The organism is Lysinibacillus halotolerans (assembly GCF_003711845.1).
Lineage (GTDB): Bacteria > Bacillota > Bacilli > Bacillales_A > Planococcaceae > Ureibacillus > Ureibacillus halotolerans.
In genome coordinates this window covers 1-9,225 of sequence record NZ_RHLQ01000075.1, presented here as the reverse complement: position 1 = coordinate 9,225, position 9,225 = coordinate 1, and the positions used below count along the sequence as shown (strand labels likewise).

Below are 9,225 nucleotides of genomic sequence, written 5' to 3'. Positions count from 1 at the left end.
GGCTAATTTGCGTTTCACTCGATTTTCTGTACGAGGAAAATCGAAGGTAGAAAACGAAATGGGCCTCGCATTAATGGCTGTGAATTTAAGAAAATTCACGGCCATTAACTAAAGAAAAAAAGAATTTACATACAAAAATAGAGAAAGGTGAATTTGAGTTTCCTCAAATTCACCTTTCTCACTATTTGAAGCTAGTTATGTCCCAGCCTCTTTTGTTTGTTAATAACACTTTTTTCAAAATTTCTACTGCTTCGTCCATCTCTTCCTTCGTAACAGTTAATGGTGGTAGTAAACGAAGGACATTAGGGCCTGCCCCTACAAGCAATAACCCCGCTTCTTCTGCTTCCGTTACAAAATGGGAGACATCCATACCACAATCAATGCCAAGGAGTAACCCTTTTCCACGAATAGCAAATTGATCTTTTGGTAGTGTTTCATGTAATTTTTGAAGGAGGTAGTTTGATTTTTCTTGTACATCTTCTAAAAAGAATTGTTCAAAAACAATATCGATAACCTTTTGAGCTACAGCAACAGCTAATGGATTTCCACCAAATGTTGTACCGTGGGATCCAGGGCCAAATGTTTCATACAATTCACTAGTTGCTAAAATTCCAGCAATCGGGAATCCTCCACCTAACCCCTTTGCAATCGAAACAATGTTAGGTTTTAAAGGTGTTTGCTCGAAGGCAAAGCGTGTACCGGTACGACCGATACCTGTTTGTACTTCATCGACAATTAGTAAAATCGAATTTTTTTCACAAATATCTTGAATCGCTTGAGCAAATGGTTCTGTAACTGCATGAACACCACCTTCACCTTGTACAACTTCAAGCATAATAGCAGCTACTGAATCATCTACCTTCTCTTGTAAAGCTTCCACATCATTAAAAGGTAAATAAATAAATTGGTCTAGCAGCGGCCCAAATCCTTGATGTATTTTCTTTTGTCCTGTAGCCGACATCGCTCCAAACGTTCGACCATGAAAAGAATTTTCAAAAGTAATAATACGGTGTTTTCCAGTATATTTTCTTGCTAGTTTAATAGCAGCTTCATTGGCTTCTGCACCACTATTACAAAAAAGGGCATGGGACAAATGATTATTTTTTATTAAACTTTCCGCTAAAACCACTTGACCTGGACTTTCGAACAAATTACTAGTATGCCAAATTTTTTCACTCTGTTCTTTAATGGTTTCCACTAAAGAAGGGTGGGCATGACCAAGACTGCAAACCGCAATACCACTCGTAAAATCTAAATATTGTTTTCCGTTGGAATCCGTAACGACTGTTCCCTTTCCCTCTACCAGGCTAATAGGTCTTCTTGAATAATTATTAAATAATGCATTCATTTTTGTTTTGCACCCCTTATATTTTATTTAGAGACGACATTTTCACTAAAGGAAGGAACAATCGTCGTTCCGATTAACTGGTCATTCACAATTTGGACTGAAGGAATTCCTGAATTTAAAACTTGAATAGCACTTTGAACTTTTGGGATCATTCCCCCATAAATTGCTCCTTCCTCAATCCACTTCTCGATTAAACTAGGTGTAGCTTCTTTCCTGTATACGTCATTGACTCGTATCCCACAAACATCTGTCACAAGTAATAAGCTTTCTGCCTCTATCGCTAACGCGACTTCACTTGCCACCGTATCCCCATTTATGTTGAGCCCCTGACCGTTCATTGCGGTACCAACACAAGCAACGACCGGAACAATTTGTTGTTTACACAATTGAAGCAGTAAATCGGTATTCACATTCATTATTTTCCCTACATATCCATAAGTATCAAAATCTAATAATTCACACTGTAGCAATTGACCATCAAAACCATTTAACCCTATAGCGGTTATTCCTGCTTCATTTAACTCTCCTACAAGTGTAGGATTCACTTTTCCGATTAATGTAGATTGCACAATATCCATCGCTTCTTTACTCGTGATTCGAATCCCATTTAATACTTTTGATGTTATATTTTGCTTTTCTAACTCTCGATTGATAGCAGGTCCCCCACCATGAGTAATGATGATATCATACCCACTTTGTTGTAAAACTTTAAAATTAGAAAAGAAGGTTTTATTTAAACCTTCTAATGTACTTCCACCAAGTTTAATAACAATTTTTTTACGATCGGTAGGATGCATTGATTTGGACATAATCATATGTTAAATCACACCCCCACGCTAATCCGTGTCCATCACCTTGGGCTAAAGAAACGGTAATTTTTACTTCATTGGATTTTAAAATATCCGTTAATTGTTCCTCTGAAAACGGAAAAGGTTCACCATTTTGAACCATAAGGGCAGGTCCGATTTTAATAGAGATTTTTTCAGGATCAATGCTGGCACCACTGTAACCAACAGCTGCAATAATTCGGCCCCAGTTGGCATCATTACCAAATACAGCTGTTTTGACCAATGGGGAGCCGACAACCGTTTTAGCAATTTTCCGTGCTTCTTCGTCATTTAAAGCACCATCAACTTTTACTTCGATTAACTTCGTTGCTCCTTCCCCGTCACGGGCAATCGATTTAGCTAAGTCCTCTGCAACAGCCTTTAATGTTCGATAAAAGTTATCCCAATCAGGATGGGACGGTGATAATGGGTCATTCCCCGCTAATCCATTTGCCATTACGATTACCGTATCATTCGTAGATGTATCCCCGTCTACAGTTATGGCATTAAAGGTTAGCTCCGTAATTTCTGACAGAGCTGCTTGCAATTCCTTTGATTCAATGTTGGCATCGGTTGTAATAAACCCTAGCATTGTAGCCATATTAGGTTCAATCATACCGGAGCCTTTTGCTGTACCGGAAATGATTATTTCTTTCCCATCAATAAGGGTACTATAGGATGTATTTTTCATAACCGTATCTGTCGTTAAAATAGCCTGAGCGAAATCAATACCGTTTTCAAGGGATTTTCCCAATTGAAGTTTTTCAACTCCAGTTCGAATAGGTTCCATCTTCATCATTTCGCCTATTACGCCCGTTGAAGCTACCCCAACATAAGAAGGGGAAATACCAAGCTTATTAGCTGCTAACTTTTGCATTTCATATGCATCGGCCATGCCTTGTTTTCCTGTACACGCATTGGCATTTCCTGAATTAACGATGATGGCTTGCATTTTACCAGTGTTATAAACAACTTCCTTTGTAACAAATAATGGTGCAGCTTGCACAGCATTTGTTGTAAATACACCCGCAACACTGGCAGGTACTTCACTAGCTAAAATAGCTAAATCCTTTTTCTTATGTTTTATACCACAATGAATACCTGCAGCAGAAAACCCTTTTGGTGCAACTATATTTTTACTAGATATTTTTTTCAATTCATATAATACGTTTGACATTTTTCTCCCCCTTAAATAAATAACGGTATGACATCCAAACCAAATGTTTGAGGCATATGAAATTGAACGTTCATATTTTGAATCGCTTGCCCCGCAGCTCCTTTTACTAAATTGTCGATGACGCTTACAATTGTTGCTCGATTCGTTCTTTCATCTAGTTTCACTAAAATATCGCAATAGTTCGAACCTTTTACTCGGCTTGTTCCTATCGATGTGCCGCTAGAAACAACACGGACAAATGGATGATCTTTATACGTTTCCATTAAACATTCCGTTAACTGTTCATTAGAAACGCCATTGATTACTGGTGCATATGTTGTCGCTAAGATTCCGCGTGTCATCGGAACTAAATGGGTATTAAAAGTAATTGTCGTTTTCACATCCGCAAATAGCTCAATCGCCTGTTCAATTTCAGGAATATGTTGATGTTCATTTACTTTATAAATTGAGAAGTTTTCATTCATTTCACTATAATGGGTTGTTTGTGAAAGTTTATTTCCTGCTCCAGATACACCGCTTTTCGCATCAATGACTAAGTAGTTAGGATCAATTAACCCTTCTTTTATTAACGGTAATATGGAAAGTAAAACAGCGGTCGGATAGCAACCTGGATTGGCGACTAAATGGGCTAATTGAATATTCCTTTCATTCCATTCAGTTAGTCCATAAACACTTTGCTTCACAAGCTGTTTCGGAGCAGGCTGTTTGTTATACCATTTTTCAAATACTTCTAAATCCTTTAATCGATAGTCTCCCGATAAGTCGATTATCTTCGGTCCTACACCAACTAGAGGAGGTAATAGAGTACTTGTTACCCCTGAAGGAGTACTCGTAAATACAACATCTAAATGGGCTAGTGTCTCTATATCGATTTTTTGTAATGGCGTATCTTGTATCGTTAATAAATGACCAAACTTTGATGAAAAAATGGCTCCTTCATCTGAAGATGTAAACAGTTCTATCTGTTGTACTTCTGGATGATTGTGTAAAAATCGAATAAGTTCTAATCCACCGTAACCAGTAGCCCCGATAATACCAACTTTCATATAGTTCACCCCTATAATTTGAAAACACACCCCAAATATTTTGACATGAGTTTATGTATTTTTATGCCAATCTGTTAATATACTTTTTTTACATCTAAGATAAGGATAGTATAATTCTGCATAAATATTTAGTCAACTGTATTTTTAATAATTTTTTAAACAAAAAAAAGGAATATCCATCATTAAAACCGATGAATATCCTTCATTTCTTTGTATAAATATGAATATAACTAGAAACATTTCCGTTATTATATGAATGAATAATTATTAATCTTCCATTGTCGATAAGTCTCCTGTTGGAAGATTTAATTCCCAAGCTTTTAAAACTCGACGCATAATTTTACCGCTCCGTGTTTTAGGAAGCTTTTCTTTAAATTCAATTTCACGGGGAGCAGCATGAGCAGCAAGACCGACTTTTACAAAATGTCGTATATCTTCTGCTAATTGTTCCGATGGTTCTACTCCTTCACGTAATGCAATAAAGGCTTTAATAATTTCTCCCCTTATCGGATCTGGTTTACCAATGACTCCAGCTTCGATGACGTCAGGATGTTCCAACAATTTACTTTCTACTTCAAAGGGACCTACCCGTTCTCCAGACGTCATAATAACATCATCAACCCGTCCTTGGAACCAGAAATAGCCATCATCATCTTTATAAGCTGAATCTCCTGAAACATACCATTCTCCCTTTAAAAAATAAGAGTCATATTTTTCAGGATTTCCCCAAATTTGTCGCATCATCGACGGCCAGCCTTTCCGAATAGCTAAATTACCCATTGTAAACGGCGGAACTTCATGTCCTTCATCATCCACAATCGTTGCATAAATCCCAGGTACTGGTTTTCCCATTGACCCAGGCTTAATATCCATTGAAGGATAATTACAAATAATATGACCACCTGTTTCTGTCATCCACCACGTATCATGAATTCTATGTCCTAATTCATCCATTCCCCAACGGATGACTTCGGGATTTAATGGTTCCCCTACTGATAATACATGACGAAGGGAAGAAAGATCATATTGCTCTAAAATACTAGAACCTGCACCCATTAACATTCGAAAGGCGGTTGGCGCACTATACCAAACGGTTACACCGTACTGCTCAATAGCTCCATACCAACTTTGTGGGCTAAAACGTCCACCTATTATTAAATTCGTCGCACCGTTTAACCATGGGCCGAAAATTCCATAGGCGGTTCCTGTCACCCATCCAGGATCTGCGGTACACCAATAAATATCTTGTTCTTGTAAATCAAGAACCCATTTCGCTGTTTGATAGTGTTGAATCATTGCATTATGAACGTGTAAAACGCCTTTTGGGGCACCCGTTGAACCTGAAGTATAATGCAATAACAGTCCATCTTCTAAATCAACCCACTCTATATTATAAAAGCTAGAAGCTTCCTTTAACCTACGATTAAAATCAATTATTTTTCCACTTTCTTCTACTTGTTCCCCAACAAGGAAGATTGTTTCTAAATGCGGTAACTTCTCGATTGGTACTCGGTTTAAAAGACTCGGGGTTGTTACAAGCGCTTTAGCCTGACTATCTGCTAGACGATCATAAACAGCACCCTCCATAAAGGCTTCAAACAATGGGCCAACAATGACACCCATTTTAATAGCACCCAATAAAGAAAAATATAGCTCAGGTGAGCGGGGCATAAAAATAAATAAACGATCACCCTTCTGTAAGCTTGAGTTTTCCTTTAATACGTTCGCTGCTTTGTTGGACAACCGCATCATGTCATAAAAGGTATAACTTTCTTTTCGAATCCCATCATCAAAAAATAACGCTACCTTATTTTTTCTAAAGCTTTCTGCATGTTTGTCGATTGCCTCATACGCTGTATTAACCTTCCCCGTTGTATACCAACTAAAGGATTTTTCAGTTTCTTGCCAATTAAAAGTTGCAACTGTTTCATCATAATTTTCTAAATGATGATTCCCCGTAACAATCGCTAGTTTGTCCGTAATTTTTATCCCCATAAAAATTACCCCTTTCATCAATTTCGAATGCTTAAACGAAATAATCCACTTATTCAAAATAGTTTTTGAAATGCTAATCTATTTCTCTATTCAAATAAGTTAATCATATTTTACAATATTCAGAACATTTTGAGTCGAATGTTTTAAATTTTGAAATAATTCATGCATTTTTAACGAAATTCAGCGATTTTGTGCATAATTTATCATATAATGGATTTATCATTTTTTGTGGAGCGAATTGGAATGGAACATATTAAAAATTTTTATTCAGTAGAAATGGAGACGAAACATGGAATTGTAATCGTAGAAGGTCCTGTCCCATCGGAACAATTACAGCTTTATGATTTCCATGAAGATTTAGTATCCTTTAGACCCCCAATGCAACAGAAAAAAGCTTTAGTAGGAATAGCAAACCTTGAAGAAGGACGAATTGTCATTATGCGTAATGGAAACACCGTCGTTGGTTATGTAACTTATCTATATCCCGATCCAATGGAAAGTTGGTCAGATGATCCTATAGAAAACATGATTGAATTAGGAGCAATAGAAGTCATTCCAAGCTATCGAGGTTTTGGTGCAGGAAAAAAGTTATTACAAGTTTCTTTCATGGGAGATGAGATGGAAGATTATTTAGTTATTACGACGGAATATTATTGGCATTGGGATTTAAAAGGAACTGGTTTAAATATTTGGGAATACCGAAAAATGATGGAGAGAATGATGAATGTGGTAGGCTTCGAATATTACCCAACCGATGATCCAGAAATTTGTTCCCATCCAGCAAATTGTTTAATGGCCCGAGTTGGAAAACGGGTAAATGACGACACATTAGAACGCTTCGACAAGTTACGTTTTAGAAATCGATATATGTATTAACGAGGGGGAAATTAGATGATTATTGAAGAAATTATGAATAAAGATGTCTATTCGCTATTACCTTCTAATACTGTCAAAGATGCTATCCAGCTATTGAAAGAGAAAAAAATAAGACATTTACCTATAGTGGATGATCAAAATTATGTTGTTGGAATCATTACACAACATGATTTAAAAAATATACTACCTACTTCATTAACAGATGATGAAAATCAAGTTACTTATGACACTACTTTAGACAAAATTATGGTAAAGAATCCGTTAATCGGTCATCCCCTTGATTCAGTCGAGGATGTTGCCCTTACTTTATATGAATCAAAGATTAGTTGCTTACCTATTGTTACCGGTGGAAAATTAGTCGGGATTGTTACAACAACCGATTTACTTTATACATATATCGAGCTAACAGGTGCTAACAAACCTTCTTCCAAAATTGATATTAAGGTAACGGACAAGCCAGGTATTTTATCAAATATAGCCGAAGTATTTAAAAAACATAAAGCAAACGTTTTAAGTGTTTTAGTTTATCCAGATTCTGAAAATGACCATTCAAAAATTTTATCTATCCGAGTTCAAATTATTAATCCTCTTTTAATTATTGAAGATTTACGAAAAGAAGGCTTCCATGTTTTATGGCCAAATTTACCGGGGATAGAACTATGATGAAAAATGCCGTATTTATTTATTCTCCTGAACAACTCGGATATAAATTTTCAGATTCACACCCTTTTAATCATACACGCTTACTTTTAACAATGGACTTATTGAAAAATATTGGTGCCCTATCAGATGATGATATTATACCGGTAAGGGTTGCAACAGATGAAGAAATCGCCCTTGGACACGATTTAAAATATATCGATACGGTAAAAAAAGCAGGACACGGTTTACTAACCCCACAGCAATGTGAAATGTATGGTATCGGCACTGAAGATACGCCTATTTTCACAAATATGCATGAAGCAAGTGCACTATTAGTAGGAAGTACATTACAAGCTGTGGATTATGTGATGCAAGGGAAAAGTAGGCATGCTTTAAACCTTGGTGGAGGACTCCATCATGGTTTCCATGGCCGGGCTTCAGGTTTTTGTATATACAATGATAGCACTGTTGCTATACGCTATATCCAAGAAAAATATAATGCAAGGGTATTATATATCGATACGGATGCCCATCATGGAGATGGTGTTCAATGGGCTTTTTATGATGATCCTGACGTCTGTACCCTTTCCATCCATGAGACTGGACGCTACCTTTTTCCTGGCACTGGCAATGTGACAGAACGGGGGAACGGTCAAGGATACGGTACATCCTTTAATTTTCCAATCGATGCCTTTACAGAAGATGAAAGCTTTTTAATGATTTATGAACAAGCCGTTAGAGAAGTATTTGACTATTTTAAGCCCGATGTCGTCATTACTCAAAATGGTGCGGATGCCCATTATTTCGATCCCCTTACCCATTTATATGGCACTATGAAAATCTATCAAGAGATTCCGAAACTAGCCCATAAGCTAGCCCACGAATATTGTGATGGGAAATGGATAGCAGTAGGTGGCGGAGGTTATGATATTTGGCGTGTTGTTCCGAGGGCTTGGTCCTTTATTTGGACCGAGATGAAAGACTTGCCTTGTCCATCAGGTCCCTTACCTGCCCAATGGTTAGAAAAATGGCAGCCCCAATCACCGGTTCCTTTTATCCCAACGTGGGAAGACCCTACTCCATTGTATGAACCAATTCCCCGTAAAGCAGAGATTGAAGAAAAAAATGCTCAAATGTTAATGAAAGCATTACATATTATTCGCAATCAAGCAAAATAAAAAAGACAACTCAACATAAAATGTACCCTATAAGAAAGACACTTGAAAAAAGGTCTCTCTTATAGGGTACTTTTATTTATAATGAAATAAAATAAATGGTTGATGGAGCGGAAGAACATGTCGAAAAAGTTATTTA

Annotated in this window: 8 protein-coding genes; 3 read left to right on the top strand and 5 right to left on the bottom strand. The window is 36.9% G+C overall.

Features of this window, described 5'->3' with window-relative positions; translation table 11 throughout:
- Positions 1 to 181: 181 nt before the first annotated feature.
- The 5 genes from EC501_RS17485 to acsA form a co-directional block, all read right to left on the bottom strand.
- Positions 182 to 1,348 carry an acetylornithine transaminase gene (locus EC501_RS17485; RefSeq protein ID WP_122973631.1) on the bottom strand — a complete coding sequence of 389 codons (1,167 nt, stop codon included), beginning with the start codon at positions 1,346 to 1,348 and terminating at the stop codon, positions 182 to 184.
- Between the two features lie 23 nt (positions 1,349 to 1,371).
- Positions 1,372 to 2,163, bottom strand: coding sequence for an acetylglutamate kinase (gene argB / locus EC501_RS17480; RefSeq protein ID WP_122973630.1), 792 nt, complete (start codon positions 2,161 to 2,163; stop codon positions 1,372 to 1,374).
- Positions 2,126 to 3,352 (bottom strand): bifunctional ornithine acetyltransferase/N-acetylglutamate synthase, encoded by a 1,227-nt coding sequence (gene argJ, locus EC501_RS17475; protein WP_122973629.1) that lies wholly within the window; start codon positions 3,350 to 3,352, stop codon positions 2,126 to 2,128. The genes argB and argJ overlap by 38 nt, the downstream gene beginning before the upstream one ends.
- A gap of 11 nt (positions 3,353 to 3,363) precedes the next feature.
- A complete protein-coding gene (gene argC, locus EC501_RS17470; RefSeq protein WP_122973628.1) occupies positions 3,364 to 4,398 on the bottom strand; it encodes an N-acetyl-gamma-glutamyl-phosphate reductase in 1,035 nt (344 codons plus the stop codon).
- A 267-nt stretch (positions 4,399 to 4,665) separates the two neighbouring features.
- A complete protein-coding gene (gene acsA / locus EC501_RS17465; protein ID WP_122973627.1) occupies positions 4,666 to 6,393 on the bottom strand; it encodes an acetate--CoA ligase in 1,728 nt (575 codons plus the stop codon).
- 243 nt (positions 6,394 to 6,636) lie between these two features.
- On the opposite strand from acsA, the gene EC501_RS17460 reads away from it, so the two are divergent.
- From EC501_RS17460 to EC501_RS17450, 3 genes are read left to right on the top strand one after another with little or no spacing between them, the layout of a single operon-like run.
- Positions 6,637 to 7,269, top strand: a complete 633-nt coding sequence (locus EC501_RS17460; protein ID WP_122973626.1) for a GNAT family N-acetyltransferase — start codon at positions 6,637 to 6,639, stop codon at positions 7,267 to 7,269.
- A gap of 15 nt (positions 7,270 to 7,284) precedes the next feature.
- Positions 7,285 to 7,932: an acetoin utilization AcuB family protein gene (locus tag EC501_RS17455; RefSeq protein WP_122973625.1), complete on the top strand. Its 648-nt coding sequence runs from the start codon at positions 7,285 to 7,287 to the stop codon at positions 7,930 to 7,932.
- Entirely contained in the window at positions 7,932 to 9,089 is a 1,158-nt protein-coding gene (locus EC501_RS17450; RefSeq protein ID WP_122973632.1) for an acetoin utilization protein AcuC, read from the top strand. Before EC501_RS17455 ends, EC501_RS17450 begins: the two co-directional genes overlap by 1 nt.
- The last annotated feature ends 136 nt before the right edge of the window (positions 9,090 to 9,225 follow it).